The organism is Acinetobacter sp. UBA5984, from assembly GCF_002429925.1.
GTDB lineage: Bacteria > Pseudomonadota > Gammaproteobacteria > Pseudomonadales > Moraxellaceae > Acinetobacter > Acinetobacter variabilis.
Genome location: NZ_DJBE01000043.1, coordinates 13,085 through 32,552, shown reverse-complemented (window position 1 = coordinate 32,552; position 19,468 = coordinate 13,085). Strand labels below are relative to the sequence as shown.

At 42.4% G+C, this 19,468-nt stretch carries 17 protein-coding genes and 1 riboswitch; of the genes, 8 read left to right on the top strand and 9 right to left on the bottom strand.

Annotation, left to right across the window (positions count from 1 at the left end; translation table 11 throughout):
* Positions 1-86 precede the first annotated feature (86 nt).
* From baeS to B3J29_RS06505, 4 genes are all read left to right on the top strand, one after another.
* Positions 87-1,751 carry a sensor histidine kinase efflux regulator BaeS gene (baeS, locus tag B3J29_RS06520; RefSeq protein ID WP_005232059.1) on the top strand — a complete coding sequence of 555 codons (1,665 nt, stop codon included), beginning with the start codon at positions 87-89 and terminating at the stop codon, positions 1,749-1,751.
* Positions 1,752-1,765: 14 nt separating this feature from the next.
* Positions 1,766-2,452 carry a response regulator transcription factor gene (locus tag B3J29_RS06515; protein WP_005232057.1) on the top strand — a complete coding sequence of 229 codons (687 nt, stop codon included), beginning with the start codon at positions 1,766-1,768 and terminating at the stop codon, positions 2,450-2,452.
* A 91-nt stretch (positions 2,453-2,543) separates the two neighbouring features.
* Positions 2,544-3,050, top strand: coding sequence for a GNAT family N-acetyltransferase (locus B3J29_RS06510; RefSeq protein WP_286964658.1), 507 nt, complete (start codon positions 2,544-2,546; stop codon positions 3,048-3,050).
* Between the two features lie 221 nt (positions 3,051-3,271).
* Positions 3,272-4,627, top strand: coding sequence for an amino acid permease (locus tag B3J29_RS06505; RefSeq protein WP_286964656.1), 1,356 nt, complete (start codon positions 3,272-3,274; stop codon positions 4,625-4,627).
* Positions 4,628-4,720: 93 nt separating this feature from the next.
* Here the strand turns inward: B3J29_RS06505 and B3J29_RS06500 are convergent, their stop codons facing one another.
* The 7 genes from B3J29_RS06500 to B3J29_RS06470 all read right to left on the bottom strand — a co-directional run bounded on the left by B3J29_RS06500 (position 4,721) and on the right by B3J29_RS06470 (position 12,285).
* Positions 4,721-5,128, bottom strand: a complete 408-nt coding sequence (locus B3J29_RS06500; protein ID WP_286964664.1) for a GNAT family N-acetyltransferase — start codon at positions 5,126-5,128, stop codon at positions 4,721-4,723.
* Positions 5,129-5,287: 159 nt separating this feature from the next.
* Positions 5,288-5,662 carry an MmcQ/YjbR family DNA-binding protein gene (locus B3J29_RS06495; RefSeq protein WP_286964655.1) on the bottom strand — a complete coding sequence of 125 codons (375 nt, stop codon included), beginning with the start codon at positions 5,660-5,662 and terminating at the stop codon, positions 5,288-5,290.
* Between the two features lie 76 nt (positions 5,663-5,738).
* The gene (locus tag B3J29_RS06490; protein ID WP_286964653.1) at positions 5,739-7,184 is read right to left on the bottom strand and encodes a protein adenylyltransferase SelO; all 1,446 of its coding nucleotides are present in this window, start codon (positions 7,182-7,184) and stop codon (positions 5,739-5,741) included.
* A 142-nt stretch (positions 7,185-7,326) separates the two neighbouring features.
* Positions 7,327-8,490: an acyl-CoA desaturase gene (locus B3J29_RS06485; protein ID WP_034169934.1), complete on the bottom strand. Its 1,164-nt coding sequence runs from the start codon at positions 8,488-8,490 to the stop codon at positions 7,327-7,329.
* Positions 8,491-8,914: 424 nt separating this feature from the next.
* Entirely contained in the window at positions 8,915-9,628 is a 714-nt protein-coding gene (locus B3J29_RS06480) for a glycerophosphodiester phosphodiesterase (protein ID WP_286964650.1), read from the bottom strand.
* A gap of 145 nt (positions 9,629-9,773) precedes the next feature.
* Complete coding sequence (locus B3J29_RS06475) at positions 9,774-10,358, bottom strand: cob(I)yrinic acid a,c-diamide adenosyltransferase (protein WP_286964648.1); 585 nt, start codon at positions 10,356-10,358, stop codon at positions 9,774-9,776.
* Between the two features lie 103 nt (positions 10,359-10,461).
* Positions 10,462-12,285 (bottom strand): TonB-dependent receptor plug domain-containing protein, encoded by a 1,824-nt coding sequence (locus tag B3J29_RS06470; RefSeq protein ID WP_286964647.1) that lies wholly within the window; start codon positions 12,283-12,285, stop codon positions 10,462-10,464.
* Positions 12,286-12,323: 38 nt separating this feature from the next.
* A riboswitch (cobalamin riboswitch) is annotated at positions 12,324-12,535 on the bottom strand.
* A gap of 143 nt (positions 12,536-12,678) precedes the next feature.
* Between B3J29_RS06470 and B3J29_RS06465 the strand changes: the two genes are divergently transcribed.
* The 3 genes from B3J29_RS06465 to B3J29_RS06455 all read left to right on the top strand — a co-directional run bounded on the left by B3J29_RS06465 (position 12,679) and on the right by B3J29_RS06455 (position 15,903).
* On the top strand, positions 12,679-13,323 hold the full coding sequence (locus B3J29_RS06465) for a phosphoribosylanthranilate isomerase (RefSeq protein WP_286964646.1): 645 nt from the start codon (positions 12,679-12,681) through the stop codon (positions 13,321-13,323).
* Positions 13,304-14,548, top strand: coding sequence for a tryptophan synthase subunit beta (trpB, locus tag B3J29_RS06460; RefSeq protein WP_175966713.1), 1,245 nt, complete (start codon positions 13,304-13,306; stop codon positions 14,546-14,548). The genes B3J29_RS06465 and trpB overlap by 20 nt, the downstream gene beginning before the upstream one ends.
* Before the next feature lie 362 nt (positions 14,549-14,910).
* Positions 14,911-15,903, top strand: coding sequence for a DUF2804 domain-containing protein (locus B3J29_RS06455; RefSeq protein WP_005232041.1), 993 nt, complete (start codon positions 14,911-14,913; stop codon positions 15,901-15,903).
* A 64-nt stretch (positions 15,904-15,967) separates the two neighbouring features.
* Here B3J29_RS06455 and B3J29_RS06450 read toward each other — a convergent pair whose 3' ends face one another.
* Positions 15,968-16,846: a metal-dependent hydrolase gene (locus tag B3J29_RS06450; protein ID WP_286964645.1), complete on the bottom strand. Its 879-nt coding sequence runs from the start codon at positions 16,844-16,846 to the stop codon at positions 15,968-15,970.
* 140 nt (positions 16,847-16,986) lie between these two features.
* Here B3J29_RS06450 and B3J29_RS06445 point away from each other — a divergent pair, with 140 nt between their 5' ends.
* Entirely contained in the window at positions 16,987-18,024 is a 1,038-nt protein-coding gene (locus B3J29_RS06445) for a helix-turn-helix domain-containing protein (RefSeq protein WP_286964644.1), read from the top strand.
* A gap of 40 nt (positions 18,025-18,064) precedes the next feature.
* Here B3J29_RS06445 and B3J29_RS06440 read toward each other — a convergent pair whose 3' ends face one another.
* Positions 18,065-19,396 carry a Na+/H+ antiporter NhaC family protein gene (locus B3J29_RS06440; RefSeq protein ID WP_286964643.1) on the bottom strand — a complete coding sequence of 444 codons (1,332 nt, stop codon included), beginning with the start codon at positions 19,394-19,396 and terminating at the stop codon, positions 18,065-18,067.
* Between the last annotated feature and the right edge of the window lie 72 nt (positions 19,397-19,468).

Here is a 19,468-nt window from a genome sequence, read left to right as displayed (position 1 = left end):
ATAAAGATGAAGAAACAATGGAGAGTTTTTTAAGTCTGTGTTCGCTACAATAATGAATATATAGAAGAAAAACTGAGATTTTTACTTTGAAGGTTCGCCGTATTCCGATTGCATTACGTCTGTTTTTGACTGTTTTATTGACCACCCTGGTAATTACCACGGTGAGTCTGGGCGTATTGCATCTGAATATGCAGCGCAACTTTACCCGCTATGTGGCGGATGTAGAAATGCAGAAGCTGGATCATGTGATCGAGAATCTGGCTGATGTCTATACGGTATATGAAGACTGGGGTAACGCTATTCAGGCGCAGATTCTGCAAATTGAAGGTGAAGCTGCACCGGATGATTATGACCGTTTATCGCGCTGGTGGTTGCGCCGTCAATATGATATTGCCTTGCAGCAGCGTTATTTTCAGGAGCAGACCTTAGCCACTGTAGCCCCTTCAAGTATGGTTGAACCAAATCTAACACCGCGCTCAGTCAATGAAGAAGAATTGCGTATTCTGGCGTCTAACTTGCCATCACAATTCCAGCCTTTTGAAGGTTTAAGATTTCCACTTAGCTCCAATCAGAACCTGTTTAGAACTGACCGTAAAGACAATAATGGCGGTCAACAGCCAGTTCAGCAGCCTACTGGCAAGAAGCAGTTCATCCAGATGCCAGACCGTCTGGGTCTGAGTTCACGCCTGTCACTCTATGACGCCAAACGTCGTTTTGTAGTAGGCGAAGCATCAGATGAGCAGATTTCCTATCGTCCGATCATGGTTGAAAATCAGGTGGTCGGTTATTTGGGTTTGAAACCGGTTTTAGACCAAGATGATGCTTTAAGTATTAATTTCTTTAGTAATCAGAAACGTTACCTATTTTTAGTTTATGGTTTAAGTATTCTAGCCAGTCTGATTGCTGCATTATTGCTGGCAACTTATTTTAAAAAACCGATTCAGCGTTTGTTGAACGGAACACGTGAATTGACTCGTGGTAATTATCAGCATCAGGTAAAAGTGAAACGTAATGATGAGCTGGGTGATCTGTCTAATGAACTGAATCAACTGGCAGTGATTCTGGATCAGCATGAAACTTCACGCCGTCAGTGGGTAGCAGATACTTCACATGAACTGAAAACTCCGCTGGCAGTCTTGCAGGCACAAATTGAAGCGATGCAGGATGGAATCCGTAAACCGACACCAGAGCATTTTGCATCGATGTTGGCACAGGTAACCAGCCTGAAAAAACTGACCCAGGATCTGGCAGCTCTAGCACAAGCGGATGCCCAGCAATTACAGTTTTATTATGCAACTGTTAATCCGTGGGATGTGGTGCAGCAGGAATTAATGAACTTTCAGCCTAAATTTGAACAGGCTGACCTGAAAGTGACTGTTGAAGGTGACGGTGCTGAAGTTGATCTGGATCTGGACCGTTTCAAGCAGATCGTAGCCAACCTGCTCAGCAACAGTATTCGTTATACAGAAGCCGGTGGCCAGGTACATATTCATACCGAACAGAATGAGAAAGAATGGACCTTATATGTCGATGACAGTCCATTCGGTCTGACTGATGAGCAGCTGACTCGCATTGGTGAACGTTTCTATCGTGTCGATGATTCGCGTACTCGTGCCACCGGTGGGACAGGCTTAGGTCTGGCCTTATCTTGTAAAATTACTCAGGCTATGGGTGGTAGCTTAAGCTTTGCACATTCACCATTAGGTGGTTTACGATGCAAACTAAGTTTTCCTAAGCAATTGAAACCATAAAGGAAAATATATTCATGAAACATATCATGCTGGTTGAAGACGAAGTCGAACTTGCCCTGTTGGTGCGAGATTATCTAGAGGCTGCTGGTTTTGAAGTCAGCGTGTTTCATGATGGGCAAGAAGCATATAATAGTTTTACCCTGCGTAAACCGAGCCTGATGATCTTGGACTTGATGGTGCCGCGTATGGATGGTCTGACCATTTGCCGTAAAGTGCGTGAACAGTCAGACTTGCCGATCATTATGGTGACTGCGCGTACCGAAGAAATTGACCGTGTACTGGGTCTGAATATGGGCGCGGATGACTATATCTGTAAGCCATTTAGTCCAAAAGAACTGGTTGCCCGTGTACAGGCCGTATTACGCCGTTTAGACCGTAAAGCTGAGCCGGAAAGCAATGATTTATTCCGTATGGATAAATCACAACAGCGTATCTGGTATCAGCAAAAAGCCTTGAACTTGACCCCGACTGAATTCCGTTTGCTGGAGCTGTTCCTGGAGCATGTCGGCCAAGTGTATTCACGAGCACAATTACTAGATCATATCAATCCGGACAGTTTTGACGTGGCAGACCGTGTGATTGATAGTCATATCAAGAACCTGCGTCGTAAAATTTCAGATGCGGCAGAAACCGGAAACCGTCATGAGTGGATTCAGGCTGTTTATGGTGTAGGGTATCGTTTTGAATATCCTGAGGACTAATATTCGAATTAGTTAAAGAAAAGCGGATAGATTTCTTGGTTTGTTCGCTTTTTTTATTTCTGAAAATAATCAATATAATAGAGCCAAAATAATGAAAATCATCATTCGGGATGAACAGCTAGAAGATATTCCAGCCATTGCTGAATTGACCCGAGCGGCTTTTCAAAATGCTGACCATTCAAGTCATACTGAACAATTTATTGTCAATGCTTTACGTAAGCATGGGCAGTTAACGATTTCTCTAGTTGCACTTGAAAATAATCAGCTGGTAGGCCATGTGGCTATTTCACCTGTTAGTATCTCTTCAGGTGAAACTGGCTGGTACGGTCTTGGCCCAATTTCGGTATTACCTGCAAAGCAAGGACAGGGAATTGGAGCTCTACTTATGCAGGCAGTTTTAGATCGCTTGCAAAATTTGGGTGGTGAAGGATGTGTAGTGCTCGGTGATCCTCAATATTATGGTCGTTCCGGGTTTAAGGCTTTTTCAGAACTTTACCTCAAGGATGTTCCACCAGAATATTTTCAAGTCATTGCATTTAATGGATCTATTCCACATGGAGAAGTGGTCTACCATGAGGCGTTTAATGCAACGCAATAATTCATCAAAAAAGAGCCGTTTCTATTTATGAAGGTATGGAGTTTTAAAATATAAATACCTTTTTACTAGCATCTATTATGAAATCAATTATTTATATTTCTTTTTATCTTAGTAGATATAAAAAAATAAAATTTTAATAATTAATAACTTAAATTTATGTATTAGTTGATTAGTTGGATACCCGCTACAATTCGGTTTTTTATTCATCATGAGAGCGTGTCTTGGAGAGTGAAACACCGCAACTACAGCGTCGTTTGAAGAATCGTCATATCCAGCTGATCGCTATGGGCGGGGCCATTGGAACCGGATTATTCTTGGGGTCCGCACAGATTATTCAGTCCGCAGGACCTTCCATTATTCTGGGCTATTTGATTGGTGGTTTGATTGCATTCCTGATTATGCGCCAGTTAGGCGAGATGATTGTGCATGAGCCTGTGACTGGTTCATTCAGTTATTTTGCATTTAAATACTGGGGTAAATTTCCAGGCTTTTTAACCGGCTGGAATTACTGGATTTTATATATTCTGGTCGCAATGACAGAGCTGACCGCCATTGGCAAATATATCAATTACTGGTGGCCACATATTCCAGCCTGGGTATCTGTACTCATTTTCTTTTTGGTGGTAACCCTTGCCAACCTGGCCAATGTCAAAATTTATGGTGAATCTGAGTTCTGGCTATCGATCATTAAAGTCTTTGCCATCATTGTAATGATTATCTTTGGCATATATTTACTCCTCACTGCCGATGCAACTTCAACCGCTTCGATCAGCAATTTATGGATTCATGGTGGATTTTTTCCGAATGGCTTTGATGGGCTGTTTTATATGCTCGCCTTTATGATGTTTGCTTTTGGTGGTATTGAGCTGATTAGTATGGCAGCGGCAGAAACCGAAAATCCTGACAAGAACATTCCACGTGCTGTGAATCAAACTGTGATTCGGGTATTTTTATTTTATATCTGCTCACTTGCCGTATTACTTTCACTCGTACCATGGAATCAGCTGAATTTAGGCGATTTAGATCATAGTCCATTTGTAATGATTTTCAGCCAGATGGGGATTGAATGGGCTGCACATTTACTGAATTTTATTATTTTAACTGCCTCACTTTCAGTCTGTAATAGTGGCATGTATGCCAATAGCCGTATGTTGATGGGGCTGGCTCAACAAGGGAATGCACCACAATTATTTAAGAGCGTAAATAAACATGGTGTGCCTGTGGCTGCGGTATTGTTCTCAGCATTTTTGATCTTTGGCTGTGTGATCCTGAATTACTTTGTGCCTGAAAAAGCTTTGAGTTACCTGATTTATATTGTGGTAGCAGCTGCGGTATTGAACTGGATGATGATCAGTTTGATTCATTTGAAATTTAGACAAACCATCAAACGAAAGGGGATTCAAACCAGATTCCCAGCGATCTTTGCGCCGTTTAGTAACTATTTTGTTTTAGCTTTTATGCTGATGATTTTATACATCATGTGGACGCAAGGCTTTATGTTGTCAGTGTTGATGTTGCCGGTGTGGATTGCGGTGTTGTTTGGCGTGTTTAAGTTTCTGAATAAAAGGAATGCTTAAGCCTAAAATCTCCAATCAGAAGAAGCCCGACCAGAAATGATTGGGCTTTTTTCATATTGTCGCAATATCTAAAGCTTTTAGATGAGTTAAGGTTTATTTTGATCTTAGTGGCAGAATATACTGAATACAGTCTTTAAGGTCATTTCCCAATAAAGGAAAGATGGTCCAAGCATGAAGCAGTTGCTGTTTATGAAAACCTGTTTTTTCTAATACTTGTCTTGACGCTAAATGTTCAGTAGCGCAAAAGGTTTCAATTTTCATCAGTTTTTGGCTTTGTTTTAGAAATTGGATTACCGAAGTCATTGCTTCACACATAAAACCTTGTCCTTGATAAGGAGTTCCAAGCCCGAAGAGAATTTCTCCAATGTCATGCCTTTGTATAAAGATCAAAATACCCATAGGTTGCTGAGTTAAATGATCTGCAATAATCCACATAAACTCAGGATCTGAGTTTTCCCACTTTTGTCCCGCCCAGTTTTCTAAAGTTTGTCGAGTTTGAATTTTGTTCTAATGTGGATGTCTTGGCAAATATTTTGAAGCTGCTAGATCGCTGAAATAGTGAGGAAATAAATTGATTTCATCACCACAGTGGTAGGAGCGGAGAATTAAACGCTTTGTCCTTAATGTTATTGGCTTGATCTTGATCATCAGTGTCTGCACTTATTTTTCTAATGTTCGTAATAAGTCAATCCGTACTTTTTCTGCTTTCTTTAATTTCAATATTACTAATTCATAAGAATTCTGTACTAGGTCCTCAACCAGAGATTCATCCAGTTGATTATCTTCATACACTGAAATCCAGTGCTGTTTATTCATATGCCAGCCCGCATGGATATAAGAATAAGTATCTCGCAGCATAGCACCATAATCAGGCGCTACTTTTAAATTAATGACAGCTTTGCCTTGAAGATAGAACTGAAGCATAAAGACTTTATCTAGCACCTTGAATACATCACAACCTTCACCGAAAGACTGAGTCACAGTGACTTCAGGTAAACTTAGCGCTATCTGTGCTGAGATTTGATGTAAGGTCATAAGTTGTGAATAAGCTGAAATAAAACTGTGGATAATGCTTAAATTATCCACAGTTTTTGGTCGTCTTGTGAATAAATTAAGATGAACAACTCACCATGACTTCAGGCACATCACTCGGCAATGGCCCTAAATCTTCAGGATTTTCCAGATCTGGCTGTTTTAAATAGGGCTGACTCAATAATTTAAACAGGCGATCGACTTCGGAAAAGTCATCCCGCTCAGCCAGTTCAATTGCTTTCTGTGCCATGTGATTGCGCAGGATATAGTGTGGATTGACGAGTTGCATGGCGGCATCTAATTCTTCAATATCCTGATGTTCGCGGATCGCTTCATATTGAGTCAGGAATGCTTCAAACTGACGGCGATCCAAACAATCATCCTTGATTGCTTCATATTTATGATTTTGCAGGTGAATAAAGCTTTGCGTATAGTCGAGTTGCTCGCTTTGAAGGATTCTGAGAAAAGCCATGGCGCAGTCAAAGCTGTCTTTGTGAAAATTCGGTAAGCCCATTTTCTGGTTTAGGCCATGCTTATAATGTTCCAGGAAAGTCGGTTCATAATGTTCCAGACATTGGGCCAGATCCTGTTTCCATTGTTCTTCATCATAGTTTTCAGGACATAATGGAATCAGGTTATTCAGCCACATCCACAAGTTCCAGTGGCCGATGCTTGGTTGCTGCTGATAAGTATAACGACCTTGATAATCCGAGTGGTTATTAATCCAGTTGGGACGGAACCGCTCCATAAAGCCATAAGGGCCAAAGTCTAGCGTTGAACCAGTAATATTCAGGTTGTCGGTGTTCATGACACCATGCGCAAATCCAACCAGTTGCCATTTGGCGATCATGACTGCAGTACGCTGAATGACTTGAGTAGCAAATGCCAGAATAGGCTGTTCTGCTTGCAGACATTGTGGATAATGCCATTCCATACATTTTTGTGTGAATACAGGCAGCAAGTCTGGCTGATACTGATAGATCCATTCAAAATGTCCAAACCGGATATGACAGTCAGACGTCCGTAATAGCATCGCGCCCGGTTCCAGTTTTTCACGCTGTACGCCTTGAGCGGAAGAGGTAAAGCCAACCGCATTACTAGATTCTACACCTAGCGCATTTAAGGCGTGTCCGGCCAGATATTCCCGAATTACCGAGCGTAAGACTGCACGACCATCTCCCATACGTGAATAAGGCGTTGCACCAGCACCTTTTAAATGCAGGTCAATGGTCTGATGATCTTTATCCAGAATCTGAGCGATTAATAAACCGCGTCCATCACCCAATTGACCTGCCCATTGACCAAACTGATGGCCGGCATACACCATGGCCAAAGGTTCAAATTCGGCAAAGGTTTTTTGACCACTACAGATTTCGACCCATTGTGCTTTATCTTCCTCAGACCATTGCAAATGATCAGCAAGCGCAGCATTAAAATGTCCCGCTTTAGCACCTTTTAAAGGTAGCGGAGGCTGATGATGGTAAAGGCGAGGAGGGAGAGTCTGATATCGAGAATTAAAATACATAGCAGTCAAAATATTTAGGCAATAAAAGCAATATAACAAAGATCTCTGTTTAAAACTGTTGTAAAAGGGAAGTATAGATAAGACAGGCAGAAATAAAAAAAAGCCCCTGATTTCAGGAGCTTTTTTGAGAATTCAAGTCTTATTAAGAGACAGGCGCTTTTTTCAAATTACGCACTAACAGATTTAGTGTTTCACGATGATGAGAAAGACGCTGTTCAACCAGTTGGAATTCAACTTTAAGCTTGTCATCCATCTGGTGAATCTTTTCTGCCACAGCAGCCTTTTTCACCTGAATTTCCTGTTCTTTCAGTTTAGCCCAGTCATTTAATGTCTGAGTAAAGGCTTCATATTCTTGAGCAATCTTACTTTTCACATTGATAATGTCTTCATTGACATTATGACCATATACCGCCAGATCCTGCTCGGCATATTTAAACTTCATTGCCAGTTCAGCTTTTTTAATATTAAAGCTTGGAATACGCCGTAAATTTTTCGCAAGGCACAGTTTAGAACAAGTCCAGATTAACCATTTGGTTGGGTCATATTGCCACCATTTCACGCCATTACGGTAATCGTACTGGAAAATGTGATGATAGTTATGATAACCCTCACCCCAAGTTGCAATCGCTAACCAGAAGTTGTCACGTGCAGTATTTTCATCCGTATAAGGACGTGAACCCCACATATGGCAGAGTGAGTTGATGAAGAAGGTCACGTGATGGCTCAGGATTAAACGAACCAGACCCCCCAATAACAATACACCCCAGACATCGCCTACAGCCCAGCCGATTGGCAACAGGATTGCAGCATGTACTGCAATTACTAGAGGCACATAGTATTTGTGCTGGAACATAACGACTTTGTCGTTTTGCAGGTCTGGTGCATTCTTATAGTTTGGCTCTGCAGCAGGATAGTCACGCAGCATCCAGCCCAGGTGTGCATACCAGAAGCCGTTATTAATTGAATATGGGTCTTTTTCCACGTCATCGACATGACGGTGATGGGTACGGTGACCTGAACCCCAGTACAGAATACTGTTCTGCACCGCAAAGGTACCCATGATCATTAAAATGATTTTTAAAGGTAAAGTCGCTTCATAAGCACGATGTGCCCAAAGACGATGATAGCCCGCTGTAATCCCCAGGCTGCTAACGCCGAGCAAAACAAACATACTGATCCAAGCGGCAAGGCTAAAATCATGGTGATACGCATATAACGGAATCGCGATAACAGCTACAATGGGTAAAACTACCAGAGCAAACACAGCGACCCAGTTAATTGGGGCTTGAGGTAGGGGAGCATTCATCTCCAACAGCACTCCTGGAACCTGGGAAGGTATAACAAAAAGCAGAGGCCGCTATTGTTTATTTTAACAGCGGTTAATTCATTCATATTAGCATGCCCCCTAGGGCATCACTAGCATTATTGTACGGTTGTACTGTACTTATCGGTAACAGAATAAGTAGGAGGGAAACTACCATTTTCGCGGGCTAGACAGGCTCTGATTTCCGAGTAAATCACTGAGGTTTTTGAAGCTTTTAATCAAATTTATTTTCTGAAAATGAGTCAAATGAATGTTCATTTTTTCTACTAGATTGCAGAGAAATAAATTTGTAAACAATCCCGTCATTTAAAGTTAAACAAGATTACAGTCATGGATTTTTCTTTAAATTGTTTTTCAAGGTTTAAAGAAAAATGATCTGTGTATAGAATCTTGCATTTTGGGTTATTTAAAGATGTTGCATCATTAACTTCGGATAATCGGTAATGAGACCCTGAATACCCCAGTCGCGTAATTCTCTGGCACGATTAACATCATTTACGGTCCAGACGCTGATGGTGAGTTCGGCAGCTTGTGTGGCTTGAATAATATCTTTGCTGGCCAGTTCATTCATCCAGCCAATTTGACAACAGCCAAGTTCTAAAGCTTGATCAATCGCTTGATATTTCACATCTGTTTCAATTAGAAGGCCGCGTTTTAAACTGGAATTTTGCTGTTGCAAAGCCTGATGAATTTTAGGATCAAAGCTGGTAATCACGACTGAATGCTTATAACCCTGTAACTGCTGTTCAAGCTCAAGCGTAATTTTTTCAGCATCTGCCTGGCTCGCTACACTTTTGACTTCAACTTCAATATGATCAAAGTTATGAATCACGGTTAGGGTCTGATCCAGCATGGGAGTCGCTTCGACCTTGTTCCATTCTGACCATTTCACTGCGTGATTATATTGACTGAGATCCTGACGGTTACATTCGTAGAGGGGCTTTTGCAAACCGGTAGTTCGTACAAAGTTATCATCATGCATGATGATCAGGGCATTATCTTTAAGCTGGCGTACATCAAATTCGACTGCGCGAATCCCGATATCCTGAATATATTGAAAACCGCCTAGTGTATTTTCAGGCGCTTCCCCACGCGCACCGCGATGTCCGATTATGCGCATGCTGCGATAACCTGAAAAAGTGAAGATGAAAACATAATGATAAAGAGTTGTGACAGGAGTATTGCAATATTCTGCGCCTGAAACACTTTGTTGCAAATACCGTTGGCGCAGAATTTTCCGTGCAATTTAATACATTTTAGTGGATTTATTGATCAATGGTCTCGTTGATATTTTTTTGCCATAACACCTCAGAACCGCCTTCAGTACGTTGTAAGGTACGTGAAGCCACAAACAGCCAGTCAGATAGGCGATTTAATAGCTGCAGGGAAGTCGCCTGAATATTCTGGTCGCGTGAGTGAACTGACATCACGCTGCGTTCTGCGCGACGGCAGACTGCACGCGCCTGATGGGCAAAGCTGCACGCCAGCGTTCCGGCAGGCAGAATAAAGTCTTTTAACATCGGCAACGCTTCATTCATGCGGTCGATATCATTTTCTAAAAACTCAATTGATACCGGTTGCACCAGATTAAAACCTGGAATACACACTTCACCACCCAGATCAAATAGCCAGTGCTGGATCAGGCTTAAAGATTTATCCCAAGCGGCTTGATCTTCAATGTTACTTGCTGAAATTTGTGCACGTAATACGCCAATCACGGCATTCAGTTCATCGACATCACCCAGCGCGTTAATACGCAAGTCATCTTTGGCAACGCGTGAGCCATCACCAAGCCCTGTAGTACCCGAATCGCCTGTACGCGTGTAGATTTTACTTAAACGGTGGCCCATATGTGTTCCTTGGATTTTTAATGAAGATAATAAAAAAGGATAATGTCGGTCATAACATTATCCATAAACTGCGCTGTTTTAAAGTTTTTTTGCTGTTTAGAGCTTAGTATTTAAAAGTCACACCGGCAGAAGCGAGTCGGCCTTCATCAACATAATAATTATTCCAGTTGTATTCGATCTTATGACGAACATCACCGACATTTTCTATGTTGGTAAATACTTTGACATGTGGATTGATATTCCAGTAAGCATTTAAATCGACGGTCGCATAGCCTGGATTATGGTCTGAATCACTCCAACTTTTTGACTTGGAACGGGCAATAAGAGAAGCACTCATCCCATAAATTTCATTTTCCAAGCCTGTGGTCAGAGTGAGGGTTTGACGTGGTCGTTTAGCCAACTCAATATCCGTTTTGCTATCTTTAGCTTGTACATACGCAAAAGCAGTATCAATGAACCAATCGTCTTGTTTCCAGTTCCATGCCAGCTCGCCACCACGAAGCGTTGCTTCGCTGATGTTATTTAACTTGCCATCAACTTTTTGGATCATGTTATCCACTTCGTTTTGATACACGGAAAGTGAAATAGATGAGTTTTGAGTGAGGGCCTGGTCGAAGCCAATTTCATAAGACAGACTTTCTTCGGCTTTTAAATTTGGATTTGCAGATTCACCACTGTACAGCTCATTTAAGTTTGGTGAACGAAAAGCTGAACCAATATTCGTATAGACGCTGAGTTGAGGTGATATCGCATAACGTGCAGCAGCTTGCCCTGCAGTATGAGAGCCATATTTCTCGTTATCTTCAACACGGATGCCGAGTTGAGTATTGAGTTTATCTGATTGATATTGATGCTGTGTGTAATATCCTTGAGAGGAAACATCGCCTTTATAGGCAACTCCATAAGAAAGAACATCACCATCAAGGTTGCTATGCGTTGTCCCTAGTAAAATATGATGCTGATCATTTAAATTGAGTTTGGCATACAATTCTGCTTCTTGAGTGGTACTATATGAATAATCGACCTGACCTAGATAATTCGCAGCATTTTGATCTAATTGATCGTCAAACTGCGATAAGCGGGCATTGAGTTCTAATTGTGAACCTAGGTTAATTCGTCCTCTCAGGTTAACCATTTCATTTTCAAAATCTTGTGAAGTCAGGCTACCTGCATTGTAATCACTTGTGCCTTTATTTTGGCTGTAATCAAGAGATAAACCATATTGGTCTTTGTTGACGCCAAATTTTGTGCTGAAACCTTTTTGATCAAAGGGATAATTTTCATCTTCATCATCTAGAACAGATTTTCCGTCAGTTTCCAGGCGTTGACCACGGATTTGGGCATAAAAACCATCTTCCGCTAAATCGGCACCTACGAGTGATTTGTAAGTTTTATTCTCGCCAATTTCACCTGTAATAAACGCACCTGATTGCTCAGGTGTTTTAGAAATCATATGAATGACGCCGCCAATGGCATCTGTACCATATAAAACTGATGCTGGACCCTTCAGAATTTCAATTTGCTTGATGTCAGTCGTATCAATAAAAGGTAAGGAGGCTGAACTGCTTAAAGCGGTATTCAATCGCATGCCATCACGCAGAACGAGTGTATGTGAAGAACTTGTACCTCGCATAAAAATAGAGGATTGTTGTCCATAACCGCCTAGCTGAGCAACGTTTAAAGCAGCCTCTTTTTTCAATAAATTTGGTAATGAGGCAATAGGGGATTGCTCAAGAGTCGCAGGTTCAATCACTGAAATTCGCGCTGGCACATTTTCAATTTTTTCTTCAGATCGGGTAGCGGTCACCACAATGGTATCTAAAGCTGCTTGTGCAACTTTTTGCTCGGCAGCATGAACTGATGAGGAAAAACCCAAAGCAAACGCGATAGAACCTGCTAAGGCAGCAGGCTGAAATGGAATAGACATAAGATGTGCTCCATACATTCACTCCCCGTGAATGATTGAGTTAAAGAACACAACAAGCAGGTATCCGGACTTAAATGTAGTATTGAAACTCATACTTATTTATCCACCTTCCCACATATTGATGCAGTGGTGTAAATCCTGAAGATTTATAAAGACAAGCTTTTCATTTTTTACCGTTGCGGGGGCAGTGTTGGATTTGCACCAACTTCCCTAAAGCCTTAAGGCCTTGACTCGTTGCAAATTGTGGCAAGTATAAAGTTTGCTTAGGATTTAAACAATCAAGAACAAGAATAATCCGTATGAACTTTACGCAAGATCGATGATTTGCATTACAATGATTCACCCCAATCTTATAGATTACTTGATATCTTGGTAAATCAGAGCCAACATTATATGCGAACCCGTGCCAAAATCTGTGGGATTACCCGAGTTGAAGACGTCCAGGCTGTTGCTGATGCCGGCTGTGATGCCATTGGATTCGTGTTCTATCCACCGAGTCCACGTAGCGTGACTCAGGCACAGGCTGAAGCGCTGGTCAAAGCAGTGCCAGCTTATATTCAAGTGGTTGGCTTATTTGTTAATAGTACGGCATATGAAATCCAGGATATTTTAAAAACTGTTCCGCTGGATATTCTACAGTTTCATGGTGATGAAAGCCCTGAACAATGTCAGGCCATTACCCAGCAAGTTGGACGTCGCTGGTACAAAGCGATTCAGGTCAAACCTGATCTGGACGTAGTCGCTGAAATTCAACGTTATCAGGCAGCAGGAGCCAGCGCAGTACTGTTAGACGCTTGGCATCCTGATTTAAAAGGTGGCACCGGATACAGCTTTGACTGGAGCACCTTTCCTCAATTAGATATTCCCTTGATCCTGGCTGGGGGTTTAAACCCGGACAATATCGAGGAGGCAATTCACACCACACAGGCTTATGCTGTTGATGTTAGTGGTGGTGTCGAATCCGCAAAAGGTATAAAAGACCAACAACTCATAGAACGCTTTATGCAAGGAGTCCATCGTGGATCAGCAAAGTACTAATCACAACAAGCCCGTGATTGACTATACCCAATTCCCGGATGAGCGTGGACATTTCGGTATCCATGGCGGGCGTTTTGTGTCAGAAACTCTGATGGCGGCTTTACAAGATCTGGAAAAGCTTTATTTCCGCATGAAAGATGATAAACAGTTTCTGGCAGAATTCGACCGTGATCTAGCCTACTACGTAGGTCGTCCTAGTCCTTTATATCATGCTGAGCGATGGTCGAAAGAGTTGGGTGGTGCGCAAATTTACTTAAAGCGTGAAGATCTGAACCATACCGGCTCGCATAAAGTAAACAATACGATTGGTCAGGCTTTACTGGCTAAACTTTCAGGCAAAAAACGCATTATTGCGGAAACAGGTGCCGGTCAGCATGGTGTAGCAACTGCAACCATCGCAGCGCGTTTAGGTCTTGAATGTGTGGTGTTCATGGGTGCTGAAGACGTGAAACGTCAGGCGATGAACGTTTACCGTATGCGTTTGCTAGGTGCAACAGTTGTCCCTGTAGAAAGTGGCTCTAAAACATTAAAAGATGCCATGAACGAAGCGATGCGTGACTGGGTTACCAACGTTGACTCAACTTATTATGTGATTGGTACGGTGGCAGGTCCGCACCCATATCCACAATTGGTTCGTGACTTCCAGTCCATTATTGGCCGTGAAGCACGCCGTCAGATTCAGGAACAGGCAGGTCGCCTTCCAGATGCATTGGTTGCTTGTGTGGGGGGGGGGTCAAATGCGATGGGCTTGTTCTATCCATTCCTGAACGACCAGGATGTGAAAATGTATGGTGTTGAAGCTGCAGGTTTAGGAATCGAAACTGGCAAGCACTCTGCACCACTGAATGCGGGTCACGTCGGTGTACTGCATGGTAACCGTACGTATCTGATGTCTGATAAAGAAGGTCAGATCATTGAAACGCATTCAATTTCTGCTGGTCTGGATTATCCGGGTGTAGGTCCGGAACACAGCTTCCTGAAAGATATGGAACGCGTGAACTACGTGCCGATCAATGACCAAGAAGCGTTACAAGGTTTCCGTGATCTAACCAAGATCGAAGGGATTATTCCTGCGCTTGAAAGTTCACATGCGATGGCTTATGTCACTAAACTTGCACCAACCATGGACAAGGATCAAATCATTATTGCGACTGTTTCAGGCCGTGGTGATAAAGACTTGATGACCGTTGCCCGTATTGATGGCGTGGAAATGGTTGAGATGTAAAATCTCCCCCAGCCCCTCTTTTTCAAAGAGGGAGAAAACCCTTCTTTCTAAAAGGAGGGCAGGGTGGATTAAGAAAAATCGTGTTGAAGCCATTCAGCACGATTTTTTTATTTTTTATAGATAAGAAAATTTTTAGAGAGTAAGAGGAAGAAGCAATCTGGTTCAAAATAGGATAAAAATTATTCAAGTTTTGGATAAAACAGCAAAAAATCAGTTTCTCATTCAAAAAATTAAAATGGTTATTTTAAGCAGAATTGGCCGGAAGAGCTGACGAACGGTTTTAAAAAATTCTTTATCAAATCTCAATAATCGGCATAATAGCTTCAAGCAAAAATAGTTTTTGATTGAGATGGAATGTCTTAATGGATTTAATTCAGGAAAATGGACAACCACGTTACGGACGTTTCAAAGAAATTCCAAAAAGTATTGATTACAATGCGTACCAGTACAAAAATCCCTATGGTGATGTACTCAAGGGATGGCGTAAGCAACTAAAATATAAAAAATTTAAATTCTGTAGTATTCAACACGAACATTATACGATTGGCCTTGCAATTGCGGATATCGCTTGGGCTGGGCACAGTTTTTTCTACATCTATAACCATAGTACCAACGAAGTGCAGGAATGGAATGCGATCAATTTCTTCTCGCGCAATACGGTGCTAGACGAACAGCCATTATTTAATCATAGTTATTTTCACAAATCTCCCTTTCAGATTGATATCCAGCATGCCAATGGGGTGCGTTATATCCATGTGACCAAATATGGTGAAATCAAGCTTAGTGCCCGAATTTTCTGTGCAGGTACAGATCCGCTGAGTATGTGCAGTCCAACCGGAATCAATGGCTGGACCTATACCCAGAAATTGACCACTTTGGGTTGTGAAGGTTATTTCGTAAATAAGCAGGGTGAAACCATCCAGTTTAATGAGCGCACCTTCGCCTCTCTGGATGATACCTGTGGCTTTTTGCGTCCTGAAACTGCCTGGTTCTGGCTATCTTGTAATTTCTGGGATGCCAATCATAACCGTATCGGGATCAATCTCGCTTCCGGTGTTAATGAAAGCTTTGGTAATGAAAACTGTTTGTGGGTAAATGGCAAAATTTATCCTGTGGCGGATGTGTTGTTTCAGCAGGAATCTGACGAACGCTGGAACATCCAGTCATTAGATGGCTGCTTGAATCTGAATGTACACACAGGCTGGCGCCGTTATGAAAATCTGAATCTGCGTCTGGTCGGCAGCCAGTTTAGCCAGTGGCAGGCAAAAGTATCAGGGACTATCCGGCAGGATGGCCAAGATATTGTACTGGTCAATGAATATGGACTTTTAGAACAGCACTATGCCAAATGGTAATTCATTTTTCCAACTTCTAAATCTAAAAAAGCCTTCGATTTTGAAGGCTTTTTGATTTCTAGGTTTAATCTTCTACAGCTTGCCAGAAGGCTTCTCCTGCCTGAATCGGGTTACCGGTTTCTGCCAGCGTTTTTACCCAAACATCATATTGAGCAATCACTGGATGCTGGGATGGATGAAAATCCTTTTTAAACCAGTCACGATACTGTTTACCCATACGAGTCAAAGTGCCTTTTTTACCAAAGAACCAAGGTAAACCACGGATATTCATTTGCAAGCGTTGCAGCGGGCTAAAGCCATCATGTTTGAGCATGACATTGGCACGGTAAATGGTAAAACCAAACATCAGAAAAGTCGTGATGAGCAGGGTATATTGACGCAGCCATTCTGGCGTTTTTGCCACATCTTTCATGACATCAAAAGCCACATCACGATGTTCCATTTCCTCAATCGCATGCCAGGCAAACATAGCACGGACAAAAGGATGGGCATTTCTTAAAGTATCTTTTTGTCCATAAAAAGTTTCAGCCATCAACGCGGTCAAATGTTCCGCGGCTGCAGTGACTGCAATATTGTACTCAGGCGAACGGTTCTTCAGATCATAGTTCATCATGTAATTCAGACGCTGAATAAACTGATCGACCGGCATGCCTTGTTCCCGCATCAGGTTATTCATCTTGTCATGGGCAATACCATGTTGTGCTTCCTGACGGATAAAATCAGCTACCCGTTTTTGCAGATCTGGATCTTTAATCTGGTCGCGGAATAGTCGCACGCTCTGAATGAAATAACGTTCACCATCAGGAAAGGTCAGACTCAGTGCATCAAACATACGGGTCAGGAATGGATCGCCACCAAACCAGTAACGCGGAATTTCACTCAGCTTAAAATCAAGATTGCTGCGTACCACAGGCTGTATGGAAGATTTTAAAGGTGCGTTCATCTGCTTTCATTCTTTTTCTGGAGATGCTGACAGTATGTTCAGAATTGCACAAATTGTTTTGACAGATATGGCCAATTTTTATACATTTTACGCCAAAGAAAAATAAAATATATATTCGCAGCAGAGACAGGGACGCGCTCATGCAGGACATCAAAATCTCCAATGGTTATATCCAACTATGGGCCACCTATTTGCGTAGCTTAAATATAGAGCCTTTAACCGCCGAGTTTCTTGCAGATCTACGACCTCAGCTTATTGGACTGATTGATCAGCCTTTTGATGCGCAAGTTCCGCTGGATTTTCTCAATAGCATCCTGTTAAGAACCCAAAAACAGCTAGCGTGTCCACAGTTAATTTTTGAAATTGTGCAATGTATTCGGCCAGAACATTTTGGTGTGCTGGGCTATATGGTATCTAAAAGCAGCAGTATTCCTGAGATCATCGGCTATATCATGCGTTTTCAGCGACTGGTCATTGATGGGAGTGAATTTGTCCCATTGCAACTAAGACAGCATGCGCAGAGTATTGAATTGTATTGGATCTATCAGGATGAGCGTTATAACCTGCTGAATGAGCTGACCATCGCAGCCATGGTGCAATTGGGACGTTTTATTTTGCAGGATCATCCTTTGCTCTTGCGTCGGGTGCGCTTTGCCCATGCGCCAGAAATTGCCCGAATTCACTATCAAAAATTCTATGCTGCGGAAGTGCAGTTTTCACAGCAGGATTATGGCTTTGAACTGGATATACAGGGACTGAACCTGAAATCGGAACAGGCCGATCCAATACTATTACAGTTATTGATTCGTCAGGCTGAAGAAGCGATTGCAGCTAAACCACCCGTGGAAAGTATTTTGAGTCAGGCCCAAAAAGTGGTCGCAGAGCATCTAAGAAGCAGACAGCAGGCCATTAAAATTGAACAGCTGGCCGAGCAACTGTTCGTATCGACCCGTACTTTGCAACGTCAGTTAAGTGAGCAAGGTAGTTCTTTTAAAAAACTGTTGGAACAGGAAAGGATCAGGCGCTGTGAAAGCTTATTACATCAGCCCCTAAGCCTGACCGAAATCGCCCAACAACTGGATTATTCTGACCAGTCGGCTTTGGCCCGAGCCTATAAGGCGGCAACAGGCAGGACTTTATTGCAATATAGAAAACAATTAAAACAGGATCAGGCATAAAAAAACGGCCGTCATTGGCCGTTTTAGCTCATGACTTAATTTAAGCTGTTTTTAATTTAGGGTACCGGAAAGCAATTGCGATCACTGCAAATATTGCCAGAATCCAGCAATAATACACGCCCCCGATTAGCTCGACTGGAGAAAGTTTGGCAATTGAACAGGCAAGTAATAATTGTGCGCCATAAGGAATCAGACCTTGTACCACACAGGAGAAAATATCCATCAGGGCTGCAGCACGTTTTGGATTAACCCCGTATTCTTTCGCCACTTCACGGGCCATATCACCAGCCAGAATAATCGCGACAGTGTTATTTGCCACAAACAGGTTGGAAAATACCACCAAGAAACTGATCCCGATTTCACCGGCACGTTGACGGCCTACTTTAAATAAGCGAGTCAGCGCGTAGATGCGTTCGATCAGCCAGCGTAAACCACCTTCACGTTGCATGATCGCAGACAGGCCACCTAAAAACATGGATAACAATGCCACTTCAAACATGCCGACAAAGCCATCATAAATGGAAGTGTTCAGCTTGAGGATATTGAAATCTGGCGTAGCAAATAGCCCGAATAAACCCGATAACACGACACCGATGGTTAAAACCGCCAGAACATGCAGACGGCTAAAAGCCAGTAAAAAGACCGCAATATAAGGTAGGACTAGAGTCCAGTTAAAGTCCTTATATTCTACGGGGCTGGAACTGCCAGCATTGAAGATATAGATCAAAATCGTGACGATGGAAGCCGGTACAGCAATCCAGACATTGACTCTGAATTTGTCACGTAACTGAACTTTCTGGCTGCTGGTTGCAGCGATGGTAGTATCCGAAATCATGGACAGGTTATCACCGAACATTGCTCCACCGACCACGGCGCCAATTGCATAAACCACCGGAATCTCGGTCACTTGTGCAAAGCCAAAGGCAATGGGTGCACAGGCGGCAATGGTGCCCATAGAGGTACCCATCGCCGTCGCAATAAATGCCGAAATCACAAAAAGCATCGGTAAGACAAAACTTGGAGGAATAACAGACAGGCCCATTTGTACAGTGGCATCAACACTGCCAATCGCACTGCTTACACTGGCAAAAGCACCGGCCAGCATAAACACCATGAACATCAGAATCAGGTTGGGATGGCTGGCACCTTTAAGAAATTCTTCAATACCCTGGTTGAGTTTGCTACGATACACTAATGCAGCCAAGATAATCGCGGGCAGGGCAGCAACAGGCGCTTTAATCTGATAAAACGCAAATTCAGTTCCGATCAGAGAATGATAGATCCCGCTACCTAAAAAGATGGTTAAAAATACAATAAGCGGCAACAGTGCAATGGCGCGTGCCTGCACTGTACCTTCAGAGTCAGTCTGCATAGGAGATAAAAAAATAAGAGAATGGGGCTAGTATAAAACAGGTTTTGCAATTTCAGAAAACTTTAAATGAAT